The sequence below is a fragment of the Tabrizicola aquatica genome, assembly GCF_002900975.1.
GTDB lineage: Bacteria > Pseudomonadota > Alphaproteobacteria > Rhodobacterales > Rhodobacteraceae > Tabrizicola > Tabrizicola aquatica.
In genome coordinates, this window is sequence record NZ_PJON01000005.1 from 270684 (window position 1) to 296857 (window position 26174).

Consider the following 26174-nt stretch of genomic DNA (forward strand, 5'->3'; position numbering starts at 1 on the left):
TGCGCATTCTCACATTCCGCGATGATGTTTGCTTTGCACGGCAAATGCCCATGCGCCAGAAAGCCGGGCGAAACCCAGGAATTCCTCAAATACAGGTCTTGAGCTGCCAGAAACTCACTTGATCCCTGCAATCAACAGGCTCACGCAATTGGCTGGGGGCAGGCTTCCATCAATCCTGGGGAATCGGCCGCCACAAAGCCCATATGCCCCAAGCCACCGGCGGCAGCCGGATACCTAGCACAACCTACTTGGGGGAATTGGCGGAGAGGGTGGGATTCGAACCCACGGTAGGCGCAAACCTACAACGGTTTTCGAGACCGCCACGATCGACCACTCCGTCACCTCTCCGCGCTTCAGGGGTCGTCTATGTGGGCGGCTGGATAGCCGGGTCTTGAGCGGGGCGCAAGGGGCAATCCGCGCCGTTTCGCCGATCACGGCCTGTTGCGCGCGGCGCGCTTGGCAAGGGGGCGGCAAGCCTTTACCTCTGGGCCGACCGATCCGGGCCTGCGCCCATCCGAAGGACTGCCGATGCCGCTTCGCCGCCTTGCCCTTTCCACGCTGCTGGCCCTTGCCGCGCCCCTGTCCCTGCCGGCCCTTGCGCAGGACGCCCCGGCGGCCCAGGCCGACGTGCCCGCCCTGTCGCAGGCGCTGCGGCTGGATGACCTGTTTGCCGTCCTCAAGGACGAAGGCGTCGCCTATGGCAAGGACCTTGAGGCGCAGATGTTCCCCGGCGGCGGCGGCCCCCGGTGGGAGGCCGAGGTCGCCGCGATCTACGACACCACCCGCCTGCGCGACGGGTTCGACTCCGTCCTGCAACGCGAACTGGCGCAGGACCCGGCCGTCCTGGCCGAGATCACCGGCTTTTTCACCTCGGACCTCGGGCGCCGCGTCGTCGGGCTGGAGATCGACGCCCGCCGCGCCTTTCTGGACCAAGCGCAGGAAGAAGCCGCCCGCGTCGCGGCCGAGACCCGGGCCTCGGACCGCGACCCCAAGGTCAAGCTTCTGGACCGGTTCATCGCCGCCGGCGACCTGATCGAGATGAACGTGGCCGGCGGCCTTTCGGGCAACCTCGCCTTCCTGACCGGCATGGCCGAAACCTCGGCCGACGGCACCATGCTGCCCCAGGATGAGCTGATGTCCCAGGTCTGGGGCCAGGAAGAGCAGATCCGCGCCGATACGACCTCGTGGCTGCACGCCTACCTTGGGCTTGCCTACGCCCCCCTGACCGAGGCGGAACTGGCCGCCTATGCCGATTTCATGGAAACCCCCGCCGGGCAACGGCTGAACGCGGCCCTTTTCGCCGCCTTTGACGAGGTGTTCCGCGACGTGTCCTACCAGTTGGGCCGGGCGGCCGGCCGGGCCTCGCAGGGGCGCGATATCTAAGGGCCGACGCTTGACTCCCGCCGGGGTTCGCCGCATAAGCGCGCATCCCGGCGTGGGGCGACTCGCGCCGGGACCCTATTTTCATGACGCCCGCAAGGGCGCGCTGTCCGACGGCGGGGAAACCCCGCGAACGCCCGGCAACGGGGGCCACAGGACGCGGAGCAAGAGAAGGAAAGACCCATGTTTGCGGTCCTCAAGACCGGCGGCAAGCAATACAAGGTGCAGGCGGGTGACGTTCTGCGTGTTGAAAAGCTTGATGCCGTCGCTGGCGAAAAGATCCAGTTCAACGACATCCTGATGGTCGACACCACCGTTGGTGCGCCGCTGGTTGCAGGCGCGGCCGTCCAGGCCGAGGTCATCGACCAGATCAAGGGCGAAAAGACCATCCACTTCGTCAAGCGTCGCCGCAAGCATTCGTCGCAGCGCACCAAGGGCCACCGCCAGCAGCTGACGCTGGTCCGCGTGACCGAGGTTCTGGCGACCGGCGCCGACAAGACCGGCGTGAAGGCTGCCACCGGCACTGCCGCCGCCCGCGTCGCCGCGCATGAGGCCCCTGGCGCTGCGAAAGCCGCCGCCCCGGCCGAGAAACCGAAGCGTGCCGCCAAGGCCGCTGCAGCGCAGGAGTAATCCCCCATGGCACACAAGAAAGCAGGCGGTTCATCCCGCAACGGTCGCGACAGCGCCGGTCGTCGCCTGGGCATCAAGCTTTTCGGCGGTCAGGCTGCCATTCCGGGCAACATCATCTGCCGTCAGCGCGGGACCCAGTGGTTCCCGGGTGAAGGCGTTGGCATGGGCACCGACCATACCATCTTCGCGAAAGTCGAGGGCCGCGTTACCTTCAAGAAGGGTCTGAAGGGTCGCACCTTCATTTCCGTCCTCCCCGTGGCGGAGGCAGCCGAGTAAGCCGAACCTTTACAATCGGATTGTAGAAGGGGGATCGGCCGAAGGGCCGGTCCCCTTTTCCGTTTCCGGGTCCGGACGCGAAATGTGGCAACACGCCGCGAAAGGGCCAAACATTCGGGCGATTGCGCGGCTAGCCGACAATCCCCACATGCGCTTCAAAGGAGGGAAGCCATGCTCCAGGAGAAGATCGCCACCATTCCGGTCACGATCGAGACCGAACGGTTCACCTTGCGTCCCGTGCGCAAATCCGATGCCGGGCTGTTCGCGCTTTATGCCGGGGACAAACGCGTGGCCGAGGCGACCCAGGGCATTCCGCATCCCCTGCCTCCCGGCACGGCCGAGGCGTTTTGTGCCCGTGCCATGGCTTCGGCCGGCGAAGAGGACATCTGGGTCATGGACGGCACCCGCTCGGCCCTGCCCGAGGTGCTGGGGGTCATCTCGCTGAAGAAGATGGACCGCAACCAGTCCGAGGTCGCCTTCTGGGTTGCCCCCGCCTTCTGGAACCACGGCATCGCCAGCCAGGCGGTGCTGGCGCTGGTGGCGGCCAACCCGCAAGGCAACTCCACCATGTTCGCCGAGGCGTTCCAGGACAATCCCGGTTCGGCCCGGGTCCTGACCAATGCGGGCTTCCAGTATCTCGGCGATGCCGAAAGCTTCTCGGTCGCGCGCGGGGCGAACGTGCCGACCTGGACCTATATCCGCAAGCTGGGCTAGGGCCGATGGTCGCGGACCGCATCGCCCGTGCCGTGGCGGCCCTGCCGCTGTGGCCGGGTATGCGCGTCCTGGAGATCGGCTGCGGCCCCGGCGTCGCCGCGCGCGAGGTGGTGCAGATCGTCGGGCCTGCGGGCTTTGTCCTCGGGATCTACCGCTCCGCGACCGCCATCGCCCAGGCCATGCGCGGCAGTGCGGCCCAGATTGCGGCCGGCACCCTGGCCTTCCGCGCCGTTGCCGCCGAAGAGTTTGTCCTTCTGCCGGGCGAGGCGCCCTTCGATCTTGCTTTTGCGCTGCGCGTCGGCGCGCTGGACGGCCGTCACCCCGCCGCCGGGGCACTGGCCCTGCCACGCATCGCCGCCGCGCTGGTGCCGGGCGGCAGGCTTTACGTCGATACCGGCGATCCGCTGACCGTGCTGCCCTTGCCGCAGGCGTAGGGTGGGGTTCAACCCCACCCTACGGCAAAGACCGGTGCGCAGCATCTGACGGGCCGGGTTAAGATTTGGTAAACGCTCGCGCATAACATATTGATGTTAATGGAAATTGACGGAATGCCCACCGTGGACACCGCCCCCGTCGCACGCCGGCTTGAGCATCGGCCCCGCTTCCTGTATCCCCTGACCCCTGATCCCCTCCCGAAAGCCCGCCCGATGAAGTTCCTCGACCTTGCCAAAGTCTACATCCGCTCCGGCGGCGGCGGGGCCGGCTGCGTGTCGTTCCGGCGCGAGAAGTTCATCGAATTCGGCGGCCCCGACGGCGGCGACGGCGGCCATGGCGGGTCCGTCTGGGCCGAGGCGGTGGAGGGGCTGAACACCCTGATCGACTACCGCTACCAGCAGCATTTCTTCGCCAAGTCCGGCCAGCCCGGCATGGGCAGCCAGAAGACCGGCAAGACCGGCGACGACATCGTCCTGAAGGTCCCGCTGGGGACCGAGATCCTGGACGAGGACGAGGAAACCGTCCTCGCCGACCTGACCGAGGTCGGCCAGCGCGTGCTGCTGGCCCAAGGCGGCAATGGCGGCTGGGGCAACCTGCGGTTCAAGTCCTCGACCAACCGCGCGCCCGCCCGCGCCAACCCCGGCCAGGAAGGCATCGAGCGCACGATCTGGCTGCGCCTGAAGCTGATCGCCGATGCAGGCCTTGTCGGCCTGCCGAACGCCGGCAAGTCCACCTTCCTTGCCGCCGTTTCGAACGCCCGGCCCAAGATCGCCGACTACCCCTTCACAACCCTTGTCCCGAACCTTGGGGTCGTCGGGATCGACGGGCACGAATTCGTCATGGCCGATATCCCCGGCCTGATCGAAGGTGCGTCCGAGGGCAGGGGCCTCGGCACCCAGTTTCTCGCCCACGTCGAGCGCTGCAAGGTCCTGCTCCACCTTGTCGACGGCACTTCCTCTACCATCACCGCCGACTACCGCACCATCGTGACCGAGCTTGAAGCCTATTCGGATCTGCTCGGAGACAAGCCCCGCATCCTCGCGCTGAACAAGACGGATGCGATGGACGCCAAACAGATCAGCGACCGCCGCCGCGCGCTGGAAAAGGCGTCCGGCGGTCCGGTTCACGTCATCTCCGGCGTCTCGGGCAAGGGCCTGCCCGAAGTGCTGCGGGCGCTTTACGCCACCATCACCGCCGCCGCCCCGGTGCAGGAGTCAGGTCCGTGGCAACCTTGACACTGGCGTCGCCCGATGTCCGCACGGCCAAGCGGCTGGTGGTCAAGATCGGGTCTGCCCTTCTTGTCGATCGCCAGACCGGGCTGAAGCAAGCCTGGCTGTCTGCCCTTGCCCTGGACGTGGTCGAGGCCAAGGCGCGCGGCACCGATGTCGTCCTCGTCTCCTCCGGTTCCATCGCGCTGGGTCGCAAGGTGCTGAACCTGGGCGACGGTGTCCTGACGCTGGAGCAATCCCAGGCTGCTGCTGCCGTGGGTCAGATCCGCCTTGCCCGCGCCTATGAGGAGGTCCTCGCCCCCCATGGCATCACCACCGCGCAGGTGCTGGTGACACTGGAGGATACCGAGGACCGCCGGCGCTACCTGAACTCTCGCGCGACAATGGAGACGCTGCTGGGCCTGGGTGTCGTGCCGATCGTGAACGAGAACGACACGGTCGCGACCGACGAAATCCGCTTTGGCGACAATGACCGGCTGGCGGCCCAGATCGCGGTGACAGTGGGGGCGGACCAGTTGGTCCTTCTGTCCGATGTCGACGGCTTCTATACGGCAAATCCGAAAGAAGACCCGGCCGCCTCCCGCTTTGACCTGGTCGACACCATCACGCCCGAGATCGAGGCGATGGCGGGCGACCCGATCAGCGGCATGTCCAAAGGCGGGATGAAGACCAAGCTTCTGGCGGCCAAGACGGCCGTTGCCGGGGGGTGCGCCATGGCGATCATGGAGGGCTCTACCCTGCGCCCGCTGAAGGCGCTTGCAGACGGGGCGACACGGACCTGGTTCGTCCCGTCAGCCGACCCGCAGGTCGCCCGCAAGCGCTGGATCAACGCGATGAAACCGCGCGGCGAGTTGACGCTGGATGCGGGTGCGGTGACGGCGCTGCGGGCCGGCAAAAGCCTGCTGCCTGCAGGCGTGACCAAAGTGACCGGCAGCTTCGGACGCGGCGAGCCGGTGGCGATCCTGTCGCCCGAAGGCGCGGTTCTCGGCAAGGGCCTCGTGCGCTATACTTCCACCGAGGCCCGCAAGATCGCCGGTCACCGGTCGGGCGAGATCGAGGCGATCCTTGGCTACCAGGGCCGCGCGGCGCTGGTGCACCGGGACGACATGGTGGTTTGAGGGGCCCAAATTCCTTCGAAGGAATTTGCAAAAGTTTTCGAAAACTTTTGCGCCCCACTTGAGACGGAGCGAAGACAATGGACGGCCAGTTCACCGACCTGATGACCGACATCGGCCAAAAGGCCCGCGCCGCAGCGGCGGAACTTGCCTGCGCCTCCTCGGAACGCAAGGCCGCAGCCCTCATCGCCGCCGCCGATGCCGTCTGGCGCCGACGGCAGGAAATCTTCGACGCCAACACGCTGGACCTCGATGCGGCCGACCAGCGCGGAATCACCCCCGCCATGCGCGACCGCCTGCGGCTGGACGACACCCGCCTGCGCGGGATCGTCGACGCGCTGCGCCAGATCGCCGAACAGAAGGACCCCGTCGGTCGCATCCTTGCCGAATGGGACCGCCCGAACGGCCTGCATATCCAGCGCGTCGCCACCCCGCTTGGCGTTGTCGGCGTGATCTACGAATCCCGCCCCAACGTCACCGCCGACGCCGGTGCCCTTTGCCTCAAGTCCGGCAACGCTGTCATCCTGCGCGGCGGGTCGGAAAGCTTCGAAACCTCGGAAGCCATCCATTCCTGCATGCTTGACGGCCTGAAGTCGGCCAACCTCCCCGCCGCGGCGATCCAGTTCATCCCGACCCGCGATCGCGAGATGGTCACGGCGATGCTGCAGGCGACCCAATACATCGACGTCATCGTCCCCCGCGGCGGCAAGGGCCTTGTCGGCCTGGTCCAGCGCGAAGCCCGTGTTCCCGTCTTCGCTCATCTGGAAGGCATCTGCCACGTCTACGCCGACCGCGATGCCGACCTCGAAAAAGCCCGCCGCGTCGTCCTGAACGCCAAGACCCGCCGCACCGGCATCTGCGGCTCGGCCGAGTGTCTGCTGATCGACTGGCAGTTCTACACCAAGCATGGGCCCGTGCTGATCGAGGACTTGCTGAAAGCGGGTGTCGAGGTCCGCACCGAGGGCGAGCTGTTGAAGATACCCAGCACGGTCAAAGCCCAGCCCGATGATTTCGGGCGCGAGTTTCTGGACATGATCATCGCCGCCAAGCTGGTGGACGGGGTGGATGAAGCCATCGCCCATATCCGCAAATACGGCTCCAGCCATACCGAAGCGATCCTGACCGAGAACGACGCCACCGCGGAACGCTTCTTCCAGCGGCTGGACAGCGCGATCCTGATGCGCAACGCCTCGACCCAGTTCGCCGATGGGGGCGAGTTCGGGATGGGCGCGGAAATCGGGATTGCCACCGGCAAGATGCACGCGCGCGGCCCCGTGGGGGCCGAACAGCTGTGCAGCTTCAAATATCTGGTGACGGGCGACGGGACGATCCGCACCTGAGGCGCGGTCCTCCAGGCCCCTAGAACGCCAGCCGGATCGACGTCTCGCCCAGTTCGGTGACAAGGCGGCGGCCCTGGCGGGCAAGTTCATCCGGGACCATCGCGAAATGCACATGGTTCGCCCCGAGCCCCGCCGGCGCTCCGGGCTGGGCCAGGATTTCCCACAGGCCAGGGTCAAGCTTCAGGCGCGGCGCCTCGGCCAGGATGGTCCAGCCGGTCGCCGCCTGGGTGACCTGAACCTTGCCGCCATAGGCCATCGCGGTTTCCAGGCATTGCAGCAGCAGGAAGGCCAGCCGCACCTCGCGCCGGGGCAGTTCTGCGGCCGAGGTCCAGGCATAGCCAACCCGCCCGCCGCGCGTCAGGTCGGTCAGGACCGACAGCACCTCGGACCGGGCGATGCGCTGGTCGCCGCCGGCTGCGCCAAAGCTGATCCGGAAGAACCGGATGCGGGCATTCGCATTGGCCACGCTTTCCGAAATGAGCGCGATCTCGGGCCGCTGGCCGCCGGGTTCCATCGTCAGCAACTCCACCCCGTTGCCTATGGCGCCGATCGGGCTGATAAGGTCGTGGCAGATGCGCGAGGCGATCAGGGCGGCAATGTCTGGTGTTTCGGTCATCGCAAGTCCAGTGAGGGGAGAGGGGAATGGGGTCGCTGCTGGAGCCCGGGATGCTGGTGCGCCATCCGGATCAGGCCGATTGGGGCCTGGGACAGGTGCAATCGGTGGTGGGCGCACGGGTCACCGTGAACTTCGAACATGCGGGCAAGGTGGTGATCGACAGCAAGCGCATCTTCCTGGTTCCGGTGTTTGGTCATTAAGCCTATAGGCGAAATATCCCGCCACCCTCAACCGGGAATTGCCGGGGTGCGGCACTGGGTCCGCAGGTGGTTGCATTGCGGCGGGGCGCTGGCTAAGTCAGGCGGACCCCGAGCCTGAAGCGACCAGAGATGACTGCCGAAGACTCTCCCTACAGCGTGCGGCTTGCGACCTCCGCCCAGGATGTGACGGCGGCGCAGCGCCTGCGGTATCAGGTCTTTGTGACCGAGCTTGGCGGCGACGGCCCCCTGGTCGATCACGCGGCGGGGCTGGAGCGGGATGCCTTCGATCCCTATTTCGACCACCTGGTTCTGGTCGACCGCCGGATCGATCCGGCCAGCCTAAGCCATGTGATCGGCGCCTATCGGGTGCTGCCCAGTGAACGGCGCGCGGCCGCCGGACGGTTCTATTCCGAGACCGAATATGATCTAGGGCCGCTTCTGGCCTCGGGCCGGCGGCTGCTGGAACTTGGGCGGTCCTGCGTTCATGCGGACCACCGGGGCGGGACGGCGATGTTCCATCTGTGGAACGGGCTGGCGGATTACGTGCTGGATCGGGGGATCGAGATCCTGTTCGGCGTGGCCAGCTTTCACGGCACCGATCTGGCAGCCCTGGCCGAACCCTTGTCCTATCTTCACCATCACCACCTGGCGCCACCGGCGATGCGGGTCCGCGCGCTGGCCCCGCACCGGCAAGAGATGGACCTGGTCCCATCCGACCGCCTGGACCGCAAGGCCGCGATGGCCGCGACGCCTGCGCTGATCAAGGCCTATCTGCGGCTGGGCGGCTTTGTCGGAGACGGGGCCTGGATCGACCGGGCATTCAACACGACCGATGTCTGCCTGGTGATGGACACCGGCCAGATGTCGGCGCGCCATCGCGATTTCTATGTCCGCAAGAAGGCTGCGGCATGAGCGGCTGGAAGGATGCGCCGCCGCCGCCGCTGCGGATCGGTCCCCTGGGCTGGCTGCGTGTCCTGTGGCGCGGGGCGGTGATCGGCCTGGCCACCTATGGCGGGCTGCTGGTCCTGCTTCTGGTGCGGCTGGTCGAATGGCCGCTTTATGGCCGGGCGCGGCCCGTGACGCCCTTCATCACGCAGGCCGTCTGCCGCTTTGCGCTTTGGGTCTTGTGCCTGCCGCTGGTGGTGCATGGCCGGCCGATGACGGCGCAGGGGGCGATTGTCGCGAACCATTCCGGCTGGCTGGACATCTTTGTCCTGAACGCGGTGGACCGGGTCTATTTCGTCGCCAAGTCCGAGGTGGCAGGCTGGCCCGGCATCGGCTGGCTTGCCCGCGCGACCGGGACCGTGTTCATCGCCAGAAAGGGGACCGAGGCGAAGAAGCAGCAGGAGATGTTCGAGGCTCGCCTGCACGCGGGCCACCGGCTGCTGTTCTTCCCCGAGGGCACCAGCACGGATTCGATCCGCGTGCTGCCGTTCAAAAGCACGCTTTTCCAGGCCTTCTTCGAGCCGGCGCTGGTCCGGTCGATGCATATCCAGCCGGTAACGGTGGTGTTCCACGCCCCTGCGGGCATGGATGCGCGTCACTATGGCTGGTGGGGGGACATGAATTTCGCCAGCCATCTGGTCAAGCTGCTGGCGACGGGGAGGCAAGGCCGGGTCGAGGTCATCTTCCACCCGGAGGTTCCGGTCGATGCTTTCGAGAACCGCAAGGAACTGGCTTTGCACTGCGAGCGGGTTATACGCACCGCCCAGGTCAACGCGGTAGAGTAGAGTGGGCGATATCGCCCACCTTACGCCCGCGTCTTAGCCCAGCGGCGCCAGCAGTGCGTTCAGGGCGGCAAGCGGGTCTTCGGCCGACCAGATCTCCTCGCCCACGGCGAAGAAGTCGGTCACCGGGCCGAACTTGGCGACCAGCTCGGCGGTCAACGCGCCCTCGGCGATGATGGGAACCTCGATCACCTCGGACCACCAGTCGAACAGCTCGAACGGGGCCTGGCTGCCATCGCCCAGCGTGGTCGCGCCAATCGGGCCGAAGGCAACGTAGTCGGCGCCCGCCTCGCCGGCCGTCATCCCGTCGTGTTTGGAGGCCGCGCAGAACGCCCCGACGATGGCATCCCCGCCCAGGTCCTTGCGGGCCTTGCGGACATTGCGCGACCCGTCGGTCAGGTGGACCCCGTCCAGGCCCAGCCTCTCGGCCAGGATCAGGTGGTTGTCGATCACCACCGCCACGTCGCGGGCATGGGCCACCTCACGCGCCGCATCGGCCGCGCGCATCAGCATATCCTCGTCGCGGGTGCCCAGCGACAGGCGCAGGCAGGCGATCTCGGCCCCGTCCAGGACGCGGCCGATCCGGTCCGAAAAGGTCTCGGGATCGAAGGCGGGGGGCGTGATCAGCGTGATCTGCGGGCGGTCGTCAGCGGCCATTTCGGGCTCCGGGATGGGTGGTGGGCATCGTCTAGCAGCCTTTGGCTGGCTTGGCGAGGGTCGGGTGGCCGGGTTGCCATGGGGGCTGGGCTGGCCTATCTGGCGGCCAGGCTTGCGCGAAAGGTGCCCGATGATCCCGCCCGTCTTTATCCTGGTCCGGCCGCAGATGGGCGAGAATATCGGCGCCGCCGCGCGGGCGATGCTGAACTTCGGGCTGGAGCGGATGCGGGTCGTCGGCCCGCGCGACGGCTGGCCGAACCCGAAGGCGGTCGCTATGGCCTCGGGCGCAGGGCGGCTGCTGGACCATGCCGGCCTCTTTCCCGACCTGCCCGGGGCGATTGCCGACTGTGATTTCGTTTTCGCCACCACCGCCCGCGGGCGCGAGTTGGTGAAGGAGGTCGTCACCCCCGAACGCGCGATGGAGATGGCCCGCGCGATGGGGGCCGAGGGCAAGCGGGTTGGCGTCCTGTTCGGGCCGGAACGTGCGGGGCTGGAGAACGAGGACATCGTCCGGGCCAATGCGATCGTGACGGTGCCGGTGAACCCCGACTTCCCCTCGCTGAACCTGGCGCAGTGCGTCCTGCTTCTGGGCTATGAATGGCAGCGGCAGGGGGCAGAGGTTCCCGCCTCGGTCATGGAACTGGCCCGCACCGAATTCGCCAGCCGTGAGGATGTGGACCGCTTGGCAGACCATTTCGAGGAGCGGCTGGCGGCGGCGGGGTTCTTCTTTCCCGAGACGAAGGCCGAGGGGATGAAGGCCAACCTGCGGAACATGTGGGGGCGGCTGGGGCTGACGCGGGCCGAGGTCCAGACCTTCCACGGGATGCTGCGGCAGATCGCCTGGAAGCTGAAGAACGGCGGTGAGTAGGGCGGTGTTGTCCACGCTGGACGATCTGTCCGCCTGAATGATTTCAGCGACTTGGCTGTGGCCGTTGGGAAAACGTTAACCTTCTTGCCCAAGGCCGGGTTCAGGCCGGCCAGGTCGCTTTGGCAAATGCAGCCGCCGCTCCAGCTTTTCGATATTGCAGGTTTCGGCACGTCGGACGATGCTGCGAGACGCGGGGTCCCGATAGTCCGCAGCACGGGCAGGAGACAATATGGCAGGGCGCCTTGACGAAATAGACGCCCTTCGCGGGATCGCCGCGCTTTTGGTCGCTTGGGTCTTTCATATTCACCACCTTCTTGGCGTCTATCGGACAGGGCCCTTGGACGGGCTGCCGATTTTTACCTGGCTGCACGACTACGGCTATGTGCTGGTAGATTTGTTCTTTGTCGTCTCGGGCTTCATCTTCGCCCATGTCTACCTTGCCAAGAGGAGGATCGAGACCGACGCTGCAAGCTTTGCCATAGCCCGCTTTGCAAGGCTTTATCCGCTGCACCTTGTCACGCTGCTAGCCGCAGCCGGAGTTCTGGCAGTCGGCAATCCGGCGACGCCGGAGGGCTGCTGCAACGATGGCTACCATTTCTTGCTGAACCTTTTCATGTTGCAAGAGTCCGGGCTGAACGAAGGAATGAGTTTCAATACGCCGGCCTGGTCGATCTCGGTCGAGATATTGTGCTATATATTGTTCTATTTCGCCGCAGTCTTGGCACCCGCCCGGTTCTGGCAACTGGCTGCGCTACTTTGCATCGGGGGTCTCTTTGCGACGTTGTGGATCGACCCGCGGGTGGACCACATCGGGCGCGGATTGTGCGGCTTTTTCGCCGGAACGCTGGTCTATCGGGCGAAAGCGGCCCCGCTTGCTTTCTGGCTGGCGCTTGCCGTGATTGGTTGGGTCGTTGTGATCTGGGTGCCCCGCTTTGCTTTCGGCGCACTTCTGTCAATGACGATCTGGCCCGCTGCGGTGGGTCTATCCAGCCGGATTGCCGTGCTGCATGCGCCAATTCTGGGCTGGATCGGGGATCGCAGCTATTCGATCTATCTGGTACATTCGCCGGTTTACATGGCGATCAATGTGCTTGTGTTCTCTGGTCAGCCGGTCCCGGAAGCGATGTCGGTCAGCGTCATGCTTGCAGGTTGGATTCTGGTGCTTGCCATCTCGGATCTGAGTTTCAGGTATCTTGAAACGCCCGCACGGCAGGCCTTGAAGCGCAGATGGGTTGCCGAGAGGCCAGTCAAGACTGGCCCCTGACATGCTTCCCTTACGCCCGGATCAACTGCCCGCCGTCTGCGCCACCGCCCGGTCAAAGCGGCGCGCGGCAAGGTCCTTGGGGTCGATCCAGTATTCCAGCACGCCGCAGTCGCAGAACATCATCCCCGGGCCGTAATCGCTGTCGAGGCACAAGAGCCGCACGCCCTGCCCAGCTGTGGAGTTGGTCTTGCGCTGCGCCGGGCCAAGCATCAGGTGCTGCGAATGGCGTGGTGAGGGCACAAGCGAAGTTGCATGCATCTCGAACACCACCGGCGGCAGGGCGCGCAGCAGGCCCGGGTCCGTCACGGCGGCGCGCGCAAGGTCCAGCGTCGCAGCCGACACGGCCTGCTGGACCGCCCGGCACTGGTCTGGCGCCGTGTCAGGCAGGCCGGTCAGCCATTGCAGAAGGCGCCCAGATGTTTCGGCCGAGATCGGGGCCAGCGCGGGCGGGTCGCCCAGCGCCTTCTGCGCCTGGCCGGCGAGGTCGGCCAGGGACTTGGCCCCGGCTTCTTCCTTCTCGGCCTCGGCCCGCTTCCTGGCGCGCTTCTCCTCGGTGTCGTTCCACTTCGCCGTGATCATCGACCGGCTGCTGGCTGCGCGGCGTGCCTGCTTTTCGGCCTGCATCTGAAGCCGCGCCACGAAGGCCCTGGCACCCGCGCCGCAGAAGGGGAAGCCGGGCGGAAGGGCTTGCGCGTCGAACACGGTGTAAGGGATCGCCTTGCCGTCTGCCGTGACGATGGTCTTGCCAAAGGCATCCTTGCGCTGGCGGCGGGGGAAGAGGTCGCCCATCCGCGACGAGGTCGCCTGCGGCGGCATGACGGCGGCAATGCTTGCTTCTTGCGCGGCGTGGGACTGTTCCAGGTAGTCGATGTTGAAGGTCTTGGGGTCGGCCTCTGTCTCGCCGCCCCAGGTCTTGACCACCACGGGCACGACCGGCCATTTCGGATAGTGCCGTTTGCCTGGTTCGTCGGTGTAGATCGAGGGCTTGCCCCCAGAATGGTCGATTTCCGGCAGGGCATCCGGCAGGGCGCGGGGCGGGACCGATTGGCGCGATTTCGGCACATAGACCACGGCATCGTTTTCGCTAAGCCGTTCCTCGTCGAGGTCGGAGAAGAAAAGCAGAAGTCCGTCGCGCGGCAGGGGTGACGTGCCCCCCAGCGTCGGCAGATCGGCGCAATCCACCTGCGCCAGGAAGTGCAACGGCAGGCCGGTTTCGCGGTGGCGCGGCCAGTCCATGTCGGGCGGCAGGCAGGGCAGACCGCCCAGCCAGGAATTCCCGGGCGCAGCGGCCCCCGGTGGCCAGACGCGGTTCAGCAGGATGGTGTCCTGACCCGTGGCGCTGACCAGTGCTGCGACCTCATCGGGCGTCAGCGAGCCAGCCTTGCGGAAGACTTGTCGCTGCGCCTGTTCGGTTGCCCGTTCGGCAGACTGCTGGGCCTGAACCTGCGTCTCGGTCACCTGCCACGGCTGCCATTTCTTGCGGTCTGCGGCGAGCTTTGCCAACGCCCGGTAATGCGACGGGCTGAGAAGTCGCGCGACAAGTGCCTGGGTCGGCGTGCCGTGCAGTTGCGCGGTGACCGCCGCCAAGAGGCGCTGGTCGCGCAGCGGAAGCGAGCCGGGGTCTGAACCGAATGCGCGGAGGTCATGCGCGTCGGCAAGCTGCCGCCAGGCCAGGAAGGTCATTACGTCGGGATAGTTGGGGGTTTTCCAGGGCTCGTCCGGTTTGTGGGTCTTTAGCCCGAACACCACGGTCGACGCCCCCGTCAGCGACTGCGTCCGCGCCACGGCAAGCCAGCGGCCGAAAAGCACCCGGCCAATGGCGGCGCGCAGGTGCAGGATCAGGCCGCCCGGGGAAAGGCCGGGCTTGGGGGCGATCCAGGCCCGCCGCAACTCACCCGCAAAGGCGCGGTTCGCGGGGATCAGGCTGGCACCAAGCGCCTTCTCCAGCCGCTTCAGCCGCACAGGCCCATAAAACGGATTCGGATGGCGCATGGTGACGGCATTGGCCGCCCTGGCCAGCCGCTGGGCGCGGTCCTTCTGCTCTTCGGCGGTGCGGGGAACGTCAAGCGAGAGGTGTCGGATCAGCTTCTGCACGCCGCGCTTGGGCTTGTAGCGAAAGACGATCAGGTCGCGCTGCAACTGGGGGGCAAGGAACTGGGCCAGAGCTTCAAAGGCGAAGGTCGGGATCGCCACGAGAAACACCGCAAGAAGCAGGACCATTCCGCCAGCCACCAGAAGATCGCGCTGAAACAGGACAAGGACGAAGAGGAGGGCGAAGGTGTAAATGCGGTCAATCATGGCACTGTCACTGTTGCTGTCGGCATTCGTGTGCCGCGTGTAGCGCGGGCTTGTGGCGCAATCTTGGCCGTTGGGATAGGCTGCCGGCAACAGCAAGAAACGAATGAGGCGGGCGATGGTGATGACGCGGCGGATGGTGGCCCTGGGGGCGCTTGCGATGCTGGCGGGCTGTGTTGGCGGGGGCCGCACGGGCGGAGGCGGCGGCGGGTATCGCGCGCCGGACCCGGCCCCGCGGCCGGTGCCGAATGCGGGTTGGGATGCCTGGGTCGAGGGGTTCAAGGGGCGGGCGGTCGGGCGCGGGATTGCCCCGGCCACGGTCGATGCGGCCTTCCGCAGTGCGGGGTTCCTGCCCGAGGTGATCGAGCGCGACCGCAACCAGACCGAGTTCAAGCGGTCGCTGGAGGATTACCTGAACATCGCCGCCTCGGACGAGCGGGTCAGCCTTGGGCGTCAGAAGTTTGCCCAGTATGGCGGGACTTTGCAGGCGGTGGAAAGCCGGTATGGCGTCGAGGGCCATGTGGTCGCGGCGGTCTGGGGGCTGGAAAGCTTTTTCGGGACGAGACGCGGCAATGTGCCGGTGGTCAGCGCGCTGTCCACCCTGGCCTATGACGGGCGGCGGGGCGAGTTCTTCGAAGGCCAGCTGGTCGCGGCGCTGAAGATCCTGCAGGCGGGCGATGTCTCGGCCCAGGGCATGGTGGGCAGTTGGGCCGGGGCGATGGGGCATACCCAGTTCATCCCGACCAGTTATCTGGCCTATGCGGTGGACTTCACTGGCGACGGGCGGCGCGATATCTGGGGCGAGGACCCGACGGATTCCCTGGCCTCGACGGCGGCCTACCTGGCGCGGTCGGGCTGGACCCGGGGCCTGCCCTGGGGGATGGAGGTCACGCTGCCCGCAGGGTTCGACCGGGGGCTTCTGGGTCGCGGCAAGGGACGCTCGGCGGCCGAGTGGCAGGGGCTGGGCGTGCGCGCGGTCGGGCCGGTGGCGCTGGCGGGTGGCTCGATCATCGACGGCGGCGGGCCGTTCTTCCTGCTGACGCAGAACTTTGCCACGATCCTGCGCTACAACAATGCGCAGAACTATGCGATCGGCGTCGGCCATCTGTCGGACCGCATCCTGGGCCGGGGGCCGGTGCAGGCGTCGTTCGGACCGGATGCCAGTGGCATGACCAAGGCCGACCGGCAGGACCTCCAGCGCCTCTTGACCGCGCGCGGGTTCGATACCGGGGGCACCGATGGCGTGATCGGGGCCAAGACCAAGGCCGCGATCAGTGCCTATCAGGCCAGCCTGGGGCTGCCGGCGACCGGCGAGCCCTCGCTGGATCTCTTGCGCCGGTTGCGCTGAAGCACGGGCGTAGGGTGGGCGGTTTCGCCCACCTTGGCTTTGCGAAAGGGAGGGACCGATGGCGCATCGGGTCTATGGCATGGCCTTTGCCAAGCTTTACCCGCTTTATGTGACGAAGGTCGGGCGGAAGGGGCGCAGCCGCGAGGAACTGGACCAGGTGCTTCGCTGGCTGACCGGCTATTCCGAGGCCGGGCTGGTCGAGGCGCTGGCCGACGGACGCGATCTGGCGGCCTTCTTCGCGCAGGCCCCGGCCCTGAACCCGGCGCGGGACCAGGTGACGGGCGTGATCTGCGGGGTGCGGATCGAGGCGATCACCGAGCCGCTGATGCGCGAGATCCGCATCCTGGACAAGCTGGTGGACGAGTTGGCCCGCGGCCGGCCGCTCTCCAAGATCCTGCGCGGCGGCGCGGGGTGAGGGGGGCAGAGCCTCCGGCGGGGATATTTGGGCCATTGTGAAATGGCAGGTCGTCGTAGGGCCTTGAAGGGTCCGGGGGCCGGGAATACTGTCCCGCCCGAAGCGGAAGGGTGACGAGATGGCCGGAAAGCGCAGCATTTTCGAAGAGGTGGGCGCGGGGACCACGGCCCCGGCCGCGCCGGTCGGCGGCGGGATCGACGCCCGGCCCAAGGGCGCGCGGCGCGGCATCCGGCTGTGGCTGGTGGCGCTGTTCCTGCTGGTGGCCACGATGATCGCGGTGGGCGGGCTGACGCGTCTGACCGACTCGGGCCTGTCGATCACCGAATGGCGCCCTGTCACCGGCGCGCTGCCGCCGCTAAGCGCGGCCGAGTGGGAGGCCGAATTCGAGAAGTACCGCGCCATCCCGGAATACCAGTTGCAGAACAAGGGGATGAGCCTTGATGCGTTCAAGGTCATCTACTGGTGGGAATGGGGGCACCGGCAGTTGGGCCGGGTGATCGGTCTGGTCTGGGCCGTCGGGTTCCTGGGCTTTGCCGTCGCGCGGCAGATCCCGCCGGGCTGGACCGGGCGGTTGTTGCTGTTGGGTGCCCTGGGGGGCGCGCAGGGGGCGATCGGGTGGTGGATGGTTTCGTCCGGTCTTTCGGGCGAAAGGCTGGATGTGGCGAGCTATCGGTTGGCCACGCATCTGGGGCTGGCCTTCGTGATCCTGGGCTTCCTGGGCTGGTATGTCTTTCTGCTCGGGCGGTCCGAGGCCGAATTGATGACCGCGCGTCGCGGGCGTGAGGCGAAGCTCTTCGGCCTCTCGACCGGGTTGATGCATTTCACCTTCCTGCAGATTGTCCTTGGCGCGCTGGTGGCGGGGATCGACGCGGGGCGGGCCTTTCCGACCTGGCCGGACATGAACGGCCAGTTCTTCCCGGCCGATGCGTTCTATGTGCCTGACGGGCAGGGCGGCAGCCTGCCGGTCTGGCATGCCTTCTTTGAAAACCCCGGTCTGGTGCAGTTCATCCACCGGATGTCGGGCTATCTCTTGTTGGCGTTCGGGATCGTGGTCTGGCTGCGGGGGCGCAAGTCCAGCTACCAGGCGACGCAGGCGGCGTTCCACCAGGTGATGGCGATGCTGGTGGTGCAGATGGTCCTGGGGATCGCGACGGTCCTGACCGTGGCGCATGTCCATGTCGCGATCACCCACCAGATCGGCGCGGTGATCCTTTGGGTGCTGATCCTGCGGGCCCGGCACCTGTCGCAATATCCCCTGGCGGGGTCGATCCGGAAAGGCACGGCATGAGCGCGTTTGATGATCTGATGGCGTTCCAGCGCCAGACCGAGGCTTTGGCGCAGGTCGCCGGCCGGCTGGGTTGGGACCAGGAGACGGTGATGCCCGAGGGCAGCGCCGGCCAGCGGGCCGAGGAGATCGGCGCGCTGGAAGGCGTGCTGCACGCGCGGCGGACGGATGCCCGGCTGGCTGGGTGGCTGGCCGAGGCGGTGGCGCCCGATGCGGTGGGCGAGGCGCAGTTGCGGCAGATCCGGCGGTCCTACGCGCGGACGATGAAGGTTCCGGCGAAGCTGGCCGAAGAGATCGCGACGACCGTCTCGCTGGCGCAGGGCGTCTGGGCGGACTGCCGGTCGCGCGAGGATGTGGCGGGGTTCCTGCCGACGCTGCGCCGCGTGGTGGAGCTGAAACGGGCCGAGGGTGCGGCTTTGGCGGCGGGGGGCGATCCCTACGACGCGCTGGTCGACGACTATGAGCCGGGGATGACCGGGGCGGCCATCGCGGCGATGTTCGATGCGATGCGGCCGCGGTTGGTGGCGCTGCGGGGACGCGTGCTGGGGGCAGAGGCCCCGCGTGGCATCGTCGGGACCTTCGGGCAGGACGACCAGATGGCGCTGAGCCGGGAGCTTGCGACGGTCTTCGGCTATGACTGGAGCCGGGGGCGGGTGGACCTGGCGGTGCATCCATTCTCGTCCGGCAGCGGCCATGACGTGCGGATCACGACGCGGGTTTCGGAGACGGACCCGTTCAACTGCTTTTACTCGACGATCCACGAGGTCGGGCATGCCGCCTATGAGCAGGGGATCGACCCGGCCTACGCGCTGACCCCGATCGGGCAGGGCGTTTCGATGGGGGTGCATGAGAGCCAGAGCCGGTCTTATGAGAACCAGCTTGGGCGGTCTCGGGCCTTCACCGGGTGGCTGTTCGGGCGGATGCAGCAGGTGTTCGGCGACTTCGGGATCGCGGATGGGGATGCGTTCTACAAGGCGGTCAACCGGGTGCATCCGGGGTACATCCGGACCGAGGCGGATGAGGTCCACTACAACCTGCATGTGATGATGCGGTTCGATCTGGAGCGGGCGCTGATCCGGGGTGAGTTGCAGGTGGACGATCTGGAAGCCGCCTGGAACGACCGCTTCCGGGCGGACTTCGGGGTGGCGGTGGATCGGCCGTCGAACGGGATGCTGCAGGATGTCCACTGGTCCTGCGGACTCTTCGGGTACTTCCCGACCTACACGCTGGGGAACGTCTACGCGGGCTGCCTGGTAAAGGCGCTGCGGGCGGAGATTCCGGGGCTGGACGGGATGATGGCCCAGGGCGACGTCAGCGCGGCGACGGGGTGGCTGCGCGAGCGGCTGCAGCGGCATGGGGGCCTTCATGAGCCCCGCGATACCGTGCGGCGGGCCTGCGGGTTCGAGCCGTCGGAGGGGCCGCTGCTGGACTATCTGGAGGCCAAGTTCGGCGAGATCTACGGGGTGTAGGGCACCTGTGTCCACAGTGGACTAGGGCGGTAAACGCTTTGAGAACAAGGGCTTGATTGCGGGCGTTAAGGGTTTCGCAAGATTTGTCGCGGCGGCTTTTGCGCGACGGTCAGGACTGCGGCGGCAGGCATGGGGCGCGGGGGCCTGACAAGGCACGGGCGTAGGGTGGGCGGTTTCGCCCACCTTGCGAATACGAAAGGGGCGCGGCGTGGCAGAGAAGGGCGGGGCGGCGGTCTGGCTGCTCGCGGTGGGGCAGACGGTGGTCTATGCCGGGTCCTACTATGCCTTCCCGGCGCTGCTGCCGGACCTGGAGGCGGCGACCGGCTGGTCCAAGGCGACGCTGGCGCTGGGGCCGTCGCTGGCCTTTCTGATCATGGCAAGCCTGACGGTGGTCACCGGCCGGCTGGTCGACCGGGGCCTTGGCGGCGAGATGCTGGTCTGGGGGCCGGTGCTGGCGGCGCTGGGGGTGCTTGGGATGGCGCTGGCGCCCTCGCCGCTGGTCTGGTGTGTGGCATGGGGTCTGGTGGGTGTTGCGCAGGCCGGCTGTCTTTATGAGACCTGTTTCGCCTTTCTGACGCGCCGGTTGGGCCAGGGCGCGCGGGCGGCAATCACCCGGGTCACGCTGGTCGCGGGCTTTGCCGGCACCTTGGCCTTTCCCCTGGGCCATGCGGTGGGCGAGGCGTTCGGCGGGCAGGGCGGGATGCTGGTCTTTGTCGGCGTCACGCTGCTGGCGGTGCCCTGCAACTGGTGGGCGGTGCGGTCGCTGCGCCGGCGCGAGCGGGCGGGGGCCGCGCCCGCGCCGACGCCGCCCGGCGTCTTGCAGGTGGCGCTGCGGCGGCCGGCGTTCTGGGGGCTGGTCGCCTGCTTCGGGCTGGTCTGGCTGAACCACGGCATTCTGATCACCTATGTGCTGGAGCTGTTCGCCGACCGGGGCGCGGGCGCGGGGATGGCGGCGCTGGCGGCGGCTTGCATCGGGCCCGCGCAGGTGTCGGGCCGGCTGCTGTTCATGCTGGGCGAGGCGCGGGTCGGCAACGGGCGGGCCACGCTGATCGCGCTGGGCGGGGTGGTGGTGGCCAGTGCGGTCCTGTGGCTGGCCGGACTGGCCCCGGTGCTGGTCTTTGGCTTTGCGCTGGCGCAGGGCGCGGGGGCGGGGCTGATGTCGATCCTGCGCCCGGTGCTGATCGCCGAGATCCTGGGGCGTGAGGGGTTTGGCGCGATCTCGGGCGCGGTGGCGATCTCTCCCATCCTGGCCAGTGCGGCGGCCCCGGCGCTGGGGGCGCTGCTGCTGACGGCGGGCGGGCCGGTCCTGGTCTATGCCGGGTGCCTTGCGATGGCTGTGGCTGGCTGGGCGATTGCGGCGGTCCTGTTGCGCGGGCGACTGGACCGGGGTGGACCCGTTGCCTAATCTTGCGCCGTCTGGTGCAAGGAGTTGTTGCGATGAGTTTTCTGAAGGATCTGTTCGGTGCGGGCGGCGGGGCCGAGACGCAGTCGGTGATCCTGTTGCGTCAGGTGCCGATCCGGTATGACGAACCCGCGCGGTCCTGGCTGGGCGGCTTGCCGCAAATGCCGGAGGATGTCGCCTGGCCGCGAACCGAAGCCGGCGCGCCCTTGCAATTCGTCGCTCAGGTCTGTTGCGCCGATCTGCCAAAGGGAATGTGGGGCGGGATCGGGCCGCGTGAGGGGTGGCTGCTCTTGTTCGTCGACTGCTATTCGATGGAGGAGGAGAACGAGGGCGGCAATGTGCAGGTGCTGCATCTGCGCGATAGGGGGCCAGAGCGCGAGCCGCCCGAGGATATGGGCACCTATCGCAACGCGATGGTCGATCGGGTGGACTCCTCGCGCCCGGTGATCCGCCCTGGTCTGCCCAAGATGTGGCGGCGCTGGCCGGTGGATGCAATCGTGCAGGACGTGCCCCCGCCCGAAGAGCATGACGGCGAGACGGTCTGGGCGCCGCGCCCGGTGGATGCCGAAACCCTGTATGGGGCACCGGCGCAGAGGGGCTTTCTGCGTCTGACTGTGGCCGATGGGGCGCGGCCGCTGACCTGGCGCGGGGTGCTGCAGTTTCTGGACGGGCTTGTCGATGCCATGGACACCGATCTGCGCGCGGCGAAGAAGGGCGAGGTGACGCCGCTGGTGGTCGAGCCGGGTTTCGTCGCCGGGGTGATGGCGAAGGCGCGCGGCAGGCTGGCCGAGGTGCAGAAGCAGTTGGCGGACAGCGAGGCGCAGCTGGAGGTCCGGCGGGCCGAAGCCCCGCCTGATCTGGCTGCGATCGAGGCACGGTTTCAGGGCGCGTTCCAGCGGCTGCGTGCGCAGATCGCCGATTATGAGCGCAACCTGGCGGAGCTTGCGCCCTATTCCGGCTTTGGCCGGGACGTGATGTTCGCTGCCGAGGTGACCGAGACGTGGCAGGCGCATCGCGCCTGGGTGCTGGCGCAGGCGCGGCTGGTGGCCGAGCTGCGGGCCGAGGTCTTGGGCCAGGACCTGGACGCCGCCCTGCCGCAGGCGGATTGGGAGGCGATCCGGGCGCGGCTGACGGCGGCGCGGACGATCAACTGGTATGTGGACACCCGCGGCCAGACCGCCTCGCGGGTCGAGACCGACCTCCTTAGCCGCCATCCGAAGGCGCTGGAATTCGCGCTGCGCGAGGATGTGCTGGACCTTTACGCGCGCGATGCCAAGGGCCGCGACATGATCCCGCCCGCGTTGCTGGCCGAGCTGGAACCGATGCTGCGCAGCATCGGCTGCGGGCAGGCACCGCACCGGATGGGCGGGCCGCACGACGTGATCCAGGAGCCGGACATTCCGAGCCAGATGAGGATGTTGTTCCAGATCTACTCGGACTATCCGATGGGCTGGATGTGGGCGGATGTGGGGGCGCTGTTCGTTCATATCAGTGCGCGCGACCTGAAGGCCGGGCGGTTCGACGCCATCGAGGCGCGGATGGACGGGGGCTGACGGCCTTGGCCGTTGCATCCCCTGGGCGCTTCGCGGCAGGGTGGTGGCGCAGCAGGGGGCGGGCGGATGCAGGTGGCGATGGATGCGGCGGGGCTGACCGGGTTTCTGGCACGCGAATTCGGGCAGGTGGCCGAGGATTTCGCGGTCGAGGCGGTGGGAGCGGCCGGGATCACCTTGCGCCTGAGGGTGGCCGAGCGGCACTTGCGGCCGGGGGGCACGGTCAGCGGGCCGGCGATCTTTGGGCTGGTCGATGTGGCGATGTATCTGGCGATCCTGAGCCGGATCGGGCCGATTGCGCTGGCGGTGACGACCAATGCCTCGGTCGATTTCATGCGCAAGCCGGTGGCGGGGCGTGACCTTCTGGGCGAGGCGCGGCTGTTGAAGCTTGGGCGCAGCCTGGCGGTCGGCGATGTGCTGGTCTTCAGCGAGGGCGCGGCCGAACCGGTGGCGCGGGCGAGCCTGACCTATTCGATCCCGCCGGCGGCGCGTTAGCCCTTGGCTTTCAGGAACCGGCCCTCGATCTGGGCGCCGCTTTCGATGACGATGCCGGCGGTGGTGATGTCGGCCTTGACCTGGGCCGAGGACCGCAGGGTGAAGCTGTCGCAGGCGACCTTGCCGTCCAGCTTGCCGCGCACCTCGACCGTCTGGGCGCTGACCGAGCCGGTGACGCGCCCCTCTTGCCCGACGATCAGGCCGTTGGCGGTGATGTTGCCGTCGATCTCGCCCAACACCTCGACCGAGCCGGTGGTCGTGATCTCGCCGGTGATGCGCAGATCGGCGCCGAGGACCGAGCGTCCGGCATTGCCGCCGGGTGCGGCGGGACGGGACGGGGTGGGTGCGGCGGTCGGGTCGGCGGTCTTGGAGAACATTGCGGCTTCCTTGGGCGAGATGCCCCGATAAGGCGGAATCGCTGCGGGCCGGTCAAGGCCCGCGTCGTCGCGGCGGCGGGTTTCCCCCGAAAGGGTGTCGTTTTGCGGCCTGACAGGGGCGGCCGGGGGTGGTCAGATGGGGCCGGGAATCAGGGGGTGACCATGGGTGACGGGTTCTTTCAGCCGGTGTCGGGTTTCGATCTGCCGCGCTTTGCCGGGGTGCCGACCTTCATGCGGCTGCCGCATGTGCCGTTCGACCATCCCCGGTTCAGCGAGGTGCAGATCGGTCTGATCGGCGCGCCCTGGGACGGGGGGACCACGAACCGGCCGGGCCCGCGCCACGGGCCGCGTCAGTTGCGCGACCTGTCCACGATGATCCGGGCGATGAACGGGGCGACCTGGGTGGCGCCGTTCGAACTGGTCCGCTGTGCCGACCTGGGCGACGTGGCGCCGAACCCGGCCGACCTGATGGATTCGATGGCGCGGATGGAGGCGTTCTATTCCCGCGTCGTTGCGGCGGGTATCCGGCCCCTGACCGGGGGCGGGGATCATCTGTGCAGCCTTCCCATCCTGCGGGCGGTCGCGAAGGCGCGTCCGGTGGGGATGATCCAGTTCGACAGCCATACCGATCTGAACGACATCTACTTCGGAACCTCGCGCTATAATCACGGCACGCCGTTCCGCCGTGCAGTGGAGGAGGGGTTGATCGACCCCAAACGCTATGTCCTGATCGGTATCCGGGGCACGGCTTATGGCCGCGAGGACTGGGACTTTGCCGAAGCCAACGGCATCCGCATCATCCCCATCGCCGAGTTTCATGCGCGCGGGGCTGATGATGTGATGGCCGAGGCGCGGGAGATTGTCGGCTCCGGCCCGGTCTACGTCACCTATGACATCGACTTTGTCGACCCGACCTTCGCGCCGGGGACGGGGACGCCCGAGGTGGGGGGGCCGACCTCCTGGCAGGCGCTGCAGGTGGCGCGGGGCTTGCGGGGCCTTGATGTGGTGGGAGCGGACCTGGTCGAGGTCTCGCCACCCTTCGATCCGTCGGGCGGGACGGCCTGGCTGGGGATCAGCCTGATGTTCGAGATGTTGTGCGTGATGGCGGAGACGATTTCGGGGCGCGCCGCGCGGGGCTGAGGGCGGAGCGGGGGTTTCACACCCCCCCGCAGCCTTGGTTTCTCGAACCAATGGCGCAACCAAGGCTGCACCCGTGGGATATTTGGAGACAGAAAATGACTGCTGCGGCCGAGATGATCATCACCAATGCGAAGGTCCTGACGATGGACGAGGCGCGTCCTCGGGCCGAGGCGGTGGCCTTTGGCGGCGGGCGTATCCTGGCGGTCGGAAGTCGGGCCGAGGTGGAGGCTTTGGCCGCGCCGGGCGTGCGCGTGGTCGATGCCGGCGGGCGGACCCTGCTGCCGGGGTTCGTCGAAAGCCACCTGCATCTGGTGCTTGGCGGCAACGAGCTGTCGCAATTGCAGCTGGGCGGGGTCTCGGGCTTTGACGAGCTGGCGCGGCTGTTCCGGGCCTATGCGGCGAAGAACCCCGGGCTGCCCCTCCTGATGGCGCAGGGGGCGGCCTATGAAATCCTCGGACGGCCGGTGACGCGGCAGGACCTGGACCGGGTGATCGCCGATCGGCCCATCGCGATGATGGCGCCGGACCATCATACCGTCTGGGCGAACACGGCCGCGTTGCAGGCGGCGGGGCTGTTGCACGGCGCGGCGATGCCGGCGGGGCATGTCGTGGTGATGGGCGCGGACGGCACGGCGACCGGCGAGTTGCTGGAGTTCGAGGCGTTCAGCCCGGTGCTGGCGCTGACCGGCGATCTCCATCTGCAGATGGGAATCGCCACGGGGGGCGAGCCTTCGCCCTGGCCTGATGCCGCGCAGCGCGCCAAGGACAAGGAGAAGGTGGCGGCGGGCCTGGCGCATTGCGCGATGCACGGGATCACCAGCATGGTGAACATGGACGGCAACCGCTACACCTGCGTCCTGCTGAAAGAGATGGAAGCCGAGGGCCGTCTGACCGCCCGGGTCAAGGTGCCCTTCCATTTCAAGCCGCATATGGAACTGTCCGAACTGGACCGTGCCAGTGCCATGGCGGCGGAGTTCACCGGCGAGTGGGTGACAAGCGGGTTCGTGAAGATGTTCATGGACGGGGTGGTGGACAGCCGCACAGCCTACATGCTGCACGACTATCCCGGCACGACCGAGCGCGGCGCGCCATTGTTCGAGCATGCGCGGTTCAAGGAGATCTGCCAGGAGATCTCGCGCCGGGATCTGCAGATCGCGGTCCATGCCATCGGCGACGGGGCGGTGCGGCAGACCATCGACGGCTATGAGGCGGCGGGCAGGCCCGACCTGCGCCACCGGATCGAACATATCGAGCTGATCGACCGGGCGGATGTGCCACGGCTGGGGGCCTTGGGGATCACGGCCTCGGTGCAGCCGCCGCATCCTCCGGGGGCAATGGACTTCCCGATGTCGACGATGGAGCATGTCTTTCACCCGCATCGCTGGAAGGATGCCTATCTGACCCGGACCCTGGCCGAGCATGGCGCGCCCCTGGCCTTTGCCAGCGACTGGCCGGTGACGGATGTCAGCGTGATGCGCGGCATTCAGGCGGCGCTGACCCGGGTTCCCTATGACGGATGTCAGGACGAGCGGGTGGACCTGATGGCGGTGCTGCGGGCCTATACGGCCGGCGGGGCCTGGGCGGCGCATCTGGAAGGGCTGACGGGGATGCTGAAGCCGGGCCTGGCGGCCGATCTGGTCCTGATCGACGGGGATATCGAGGCGATTCCGCCGCAAAACCTGGGTCAGACCGGAATCACCCTGACGATCGCCGGCGGCCGAGTGACCCACGATGCGGAAAACCTGGTGGGTCCGTCTGGTTAAGTGCTTGTAAATATGAGGTAAAAAATGAAGTTCGAAAAAATCGTCATCTTCCTGTCATTTTCCCTCTTGCGGGTTCCGACCTCTCTCCGTAAATACCGCCTCACCGAAACGGAACGGCGGCGGAAACGAAGCCTGGAAGGAACGGAAGCGGTGGTGAAACGCCGCGACGACAATCTGGAGGCAA

General features: G+C 67.4%; 25 protein-coding genes, 1 tRNA gene and 1 pseudogene. 22 read left to right on the forward strand and 5 right to left on the reverse strand.

The annotated features are described in order from the left end of the window. Positions 1 to 258: 258 nt before the first annotated feature. Positions 259 to 348 (reverse strand) — tRNA-Ser (locus CXR42_RS17590). A gap of 180 nt (positions 349 to 528) precedes the next feature. Here CXR42_RS17590 and CXR42_RS17595 point away from each other — a divergent pair. From CXR42_RS17595 to CXR42_RS17630, 8 genes and pseudogenes are all read left to right on the forward strand, one after another. Continuing rightward, a complete protein-coding gene (locus CXR42_RS17595; RefSeq protein WP_103258887.1) occupies positions 529 to 1383 on the forward strand; it encodes a DUF2059 domain-containing protein in 855 nt (284 codons plus the stop codon). A 180-nt stretch (positions 1384 to 1563) separates the two neighbouring features. Continuing rightward, a pseudogene (gene rplU, locus CXR42_RS17600) lies at positions 1564 to 1935 on the forward strand (50S ribosomal protein L21); the annotation flags it as partial. 81 nt (positions 1936 to 2016) lie between these two features. Beyond that, on the forward strand, positions 2017 to 2286 hold the full coding sequence (rpmA, locus tag CXR42_RS17605; protein ID WP_103258889.1) for a 50S ribosomal protein L27: 270 nt from the start codon (positions 2017 to 2019) through the stop codon (positions 2284 to 2286). Positions 2287 to 2457: 171 nt separating this feature from the next. Continuing rightward, entirely contained in the window at positions 2458 to 3000 is a 543-nt protein-coding gene (locus CXR42_RS17610; protein WP_103258890.1) for a GNAT family N-acetyltransferase, read from the forward strand. 5 nt (positions 3001 to 3005) lie between these two features. Further along, positions 3006 to 3434 (forward strand): methyltransferase domain-containing protein, encoded by a 429-nt coding sequence (locus tag CXR42_RS17615; RefSeq protein ID WP_103258891.1) that lies wholly within the window; start codon positions 3006 to 3008, stop codon positions 3432 to 3434. Positions 3435 to 3647: 213 nt separating this feature from the next. Then, entirely contained in the window at positions 3648 to 4670 is a 1023-nt protein-coding gene (gene obgE, locus CXR42_RS17620) for a GTPase ObgE (protein ID WP_103258932.1), read from the forward strand. Beyond that, entirely contained in the window at positions 4658 to 5782 is a 1125-nt protein-coding gene (gene proB / locus CXR42_RS17625) for a glutamate 5-kinase (RefSeq protein ID WP_180996102.1), read from the forward strand. The genes obgE and proB overlap by 13 nt, the downstream gene beginning before the upstream one ends. A gap of 77 nt (positions 5783 to 5859) precedes the next feature. Further along, on the forward strand, positions 5860 to 7119 hold the full coding sequence (locus CXR42_RS17630; RefSeq protein ID WP_103258892.1) for a glutamate-5-semialdehyde dehydrogenase: 1260 nt from the start codon (positions 5860 to 5862) through the stop codon (positions 7117 to 7119). 19 nt (positions 7120 to 7138) lie between these two features. On the opposite strand, the gene CXR42_RS17635 is transcribed toward CXR42_RS17630, so the two are convergent. Then, positions 7139 to 7735: a histidine phosphotransferase family protein gene (locus tag CXR42_RS17635; protein WP_103258893.1), complete on the reverse strand. Its 597-nt coding sequence runs from the start codon at positions 7733 to 7735 to the stop codon at positions 7139 to 7141. Positions 7736 to 7761: 26 nt separating this feature from the next. Here CXR42_RS17635 and CXR42_RS17640 point away from each other — a divergent pair, with 26 nt between their 5' ends. The 3 genes from CXR42_RS17640 to olsA all read left to right on the forward strand — a co-directional run bounded on the left by CXR42_RS17640 (position 7762) and on the right by olsA (position 9665). Then, positions 7762 to 7935, forward strand: coding sequence for a DUF3553 domain-containing protein (locus CXR42_RS17640; protein WP_103258894.1), 174 nt, complete (start codon positions 7762 to 7764; stop codon positions 7933 to 7935). Between the two features lie 129 nt (positions 7936 to 8064). Then, positions 8065 to 8847 (forward strand): L-ornithine N(alpha)-acyltransferase, encoded by a 783-nt coding sequence (olsB, locus tag CXR42_RS17645; RefSeq protein WP_103258895.1) that lies wholly within the window; start codon positions 8065 to 8067, stop codon positions 8845 to 8847. Beyond that, on the forward strand, positions 8844 to 9665 hold the full coding sequence (olsA, locus tag CXR42_RS17650) for a lyso-ornithine lipid O-acyltransferase (protein WP_103258896.1): 822 nt from the start codon (positions 8844 to 8846) through the stop codon (positions 9663 to 9665). Before olsB ends, olsA begins: the two co-directional genes overlap by 4 nt. A 33-nt stretch (positions 9666 to 9698) precedes the next feature. On the opposite strand, the gene CXR42_RS17655 is transcribed toward olsA, so the two are convergent. Beyond that, positions 9699 to 10319 (reverse strand): thiamine phosphate synthase, encoded by a 621-nt coding sequence (locus tag CXR42_RS17655; protein WP_103258897.1) that lies wholly within the window; start codon positions 10317 to 10319, stop codon positions 9699 to 9701. A 130-nt stretch (positions 10320 to 10449) separates the two neighbouring features. Here CXR42_RS17655 and CXR42_RS17660 point away from each other — a divergent pair, with 130 nt between their 5' ends. Both CXR42_RS17660 and CXR42_RS17665 read left to right on the forward strand, forming a co-directional pair. Then, positions 10450 to 11187, forward strand: a complete 738-nt coding sequence (locus CXR42_RS17660) for an RNA methyltransferase (protein ID WP_103258898.1) — start codon at positions 10450 to 10452, stop codon at positions 11185 to 11187. A 229-nt stretch (positions 11188 to 11416) separates the two neighbouring features. Continuing rightward, positions 11417 to 12451, forward strand: a complete 1035-nt coding sequence (locus CXR42_RS17665; protein WP_103258899.1) for an acyltransferase family protein — start codon at positions 11417 to 11419, stop codon at positions 12449 to 12451. 21 nt (positions 12452 to 12472) lie between these two features. Here the strand turns inward: CXR42_RS17665 and CXR42_RS17670 are convergent, their stop codons facing one another. Next, positions 12473 to 14749 carry a DUF1963 domain-containing protein gene (locus CXR42_RS17670; protein ID WP_146038103.1) on the reverse strand — a complete coding sequence of 759 codons (2277 nt, stop codon included), beginning with the start codon at positions 14747 to 14749 and terminating at the stop codon, positions 12473 to 12475. A 115-nt stretch (positions 14750 to 14864) separates the two neighbouring features. Here CXR42_RS17670 and CXR42_RS17675 point away from each other — a divergent pair, with 115 nt between their 5' ends. The 7 genes from CXR42_RS17675 to CXR42_RS17715 all read left to right on the forward strand — a co-directional run bounded on the left by CXR42_RS17675 (position 14865) and on the right by CXR42_RS17715 (position 22710). Next, positions 14865 to 16094, forward strand: a complete 1230-nt coding sequence (locus tag CXR42_RS17675) for a lytic murein transglycosylase (RefSeq protein WP_103258900.1) — start codon at positions 14865 to 14867, stop codon at positions 16092 to 16094. 58 nt (positions 16095 to 16152) lie between these two features. Further along, positions 16153 to 16509: a DUF2200 domain-containing protein gene (locus CXR42_RS17680; RefSeq protein WP_103258901.1), complete on the forward strand. Its 357-nt coding sequence runs from the start codon at positions 16153 to 16155 to the stop codon at positions 16507 to 16509. A 118-nt stretch (positions 16510 to 16627) separates the two neighbouring features. Continuing rightward, a complete protein-coding gene (gene ctaA, locus CXR42_RS17685; RefSeq protein ID WP_103258902.1) occupies positions 16628 to 17797 on the forward strand; it encodes a heme A synthase in 1170 nt (389 codons plus the stop codon). After that, a complete protein-coding gene (locus CXR42_RS17690; RefSeq protein ID WP_103258903.1) occupies positions 17794 to 19263 on the forward strand; it encodes a carboxypeptidase M32 in 1470 nt (489 codons plus the stop codon). The genes ctaA and CXR42_RS17690 overlap by 4 nt, the downstream gene beginning before the upstream one ends. A 208-nt stretch (positions 19264 to 19471) precedes the next feature. Next, on the forward strand, positions 19472 to 20668 hold the full coding sequence (locus CXR42_RS17695; protein ID WP_180996103.1) for an MFS transporter: 1197 nt from the start codon (positions 19472 to 19474) through the stop codon (positions 20666 to 20668). Positions 20669 to 20700: 32 nt separating this feature from the next. Next, positions 20701 to 22218 (forward strand): DUF1963 domain-containing protein, encoded by a 1518-nt coding sequence (locus tag CXR42_RS19410; RefSeq protein ID WP_146038104.1) that lies wholly within the window; start codon positions 20701 to 20703, stop codon positions 22216 to 22218. A 66-nt stretch (positions 22219 to 22284) separates the two neighbouring features. Further along, a complete protein-coding gene (locus tag CXR42_RS17715) occupies positions 22285 to 22710 on the forward strand; it encodes a PaaI family thioesterase (RefSeq protein ID WP_103258905.1) in 426 nt (141 codons plus the stop codon). Here CXR42_RS17715 and CXR42_RS17720 read toward each other — a convergent pair. Beyond that, positions 22707 to 23087: a bactofilin family protein gene (locus CXR42_RS17720; RefSeq protein WP_103258906.1), complete on the reverse strand. Its 381-nt coding sequence runs from the start codon at positions 23085 to 23087 to the stop codon at positions 22707 to 22709. The genes CXR42_RS17715 and CXR42_RS17720 overlap by 4 nt on opposite strands. A 162-nt stretch (positions 23088 to 23249) precedes the next feature. Here CXR42_RS17720 and CXR42_RS17725 point away from each other — a divergent pair, with 162 nt between their 5' ends. After that, on the forward strand, positions 23250 to 24227 hold the full coding sequence (locus CXR42_RS17725; protein ID WP_103258907.1) for an agmatinase: 978 nt from the start codon (positions 23250 to 23252) through the stop codon (positions 24225 to 24227). A gap of 95 nt (positions 24228 to 24322) precedes the next feature. After that, complete coding sequence (locus CXR42_RS17730) at positions 24323 to 25990, forward strand: amidohydrolase (RefSeq protein WP_103258908.1); 1668 nt, start codon at positions 24323 to 24325, stop codon at positions 25988 to 25990. Positions 25991 to 26174 lie beyond the last annotated feature (184 nt).